Origin of the sequence: Novosphingobium mangrovi (assembly GCF_022818885.1) — a bacterium.
In the GTDB taxonomy this organism is placed as follows: Bacteria; Pseudomonadota; Alphaproteobacteria; order Sphingomonadales; family Sphingomonadaceae; genus Novosphingobium; species Novosphingobium mangrovi.
In genome coordinates this window covers 1-548 of record NZ_JALHAT010000089.1, presented here as the reverse complement: position 1 = coordinate 548, position 548 = coordinate 1, and the positions used below count along the sequence as shown (strand labels likewise).

Below are 548 nucleotides of genomic sequence, written 5' to 3'. Positions count from 1 at the left end.
GCAGACGCGATCCAGATAGCGCCCGGCTTGCCCCGTGCCACGGCGATCATTGCCAAGAGGTGGGCTTGCAGGAAGTCGTCAGGTTTGTTGCCGTGCTGAAATACGAAGGCTGCGTGCTCGAAGTCATCTCCGCTTTGCAGCGCGCCTTCAGCAAGCAATTCCTTTGTCCGAGCCAATCGTTGGTCATCTGCCGGGCCCACTTTGGACCAGTCGATATTCTTCGCCCGGCGGTCTGCCTGATCGGCGTTGAAGATCGCCGTCATCTCGGCATTAGTCGGGCGCACGATCGAACGAGTATAGTTGCGATCGGCGTTCCATGACCCAAGCTGCGGAGCCTTCGTGTCTGATCGAATGAGCTCGAAGGGTTCCATGCCCTCGTAGTTGATCCGAGCATGATTTGCATCCATCTGGTGGAAACGGAAAACGTCGGGGCGTGAGTTGGGTGCAGGGTCGTCGAAGCTCATCTCCACGTCGTCGTCGACAACTTTCACGCTTTTGGCATTGCGGCGCAGGGATGGCCCTGAGACTTGGGAGAATGTGTCTCCATC

1 pseudogene is annotated in these 548 nt (G+C 57.8%); it reads right to left on the bottom strand.

Going from position 1 to position 548, the window contains the following annotated elements:
* Positions 1 to 491: pseudogene (locus MTR65_RS20115) on the bottom strand (hypothetical protein); the annotation flags it as partial.
* Positions 492 to 548: the final 57 nt, after the last annotated feature.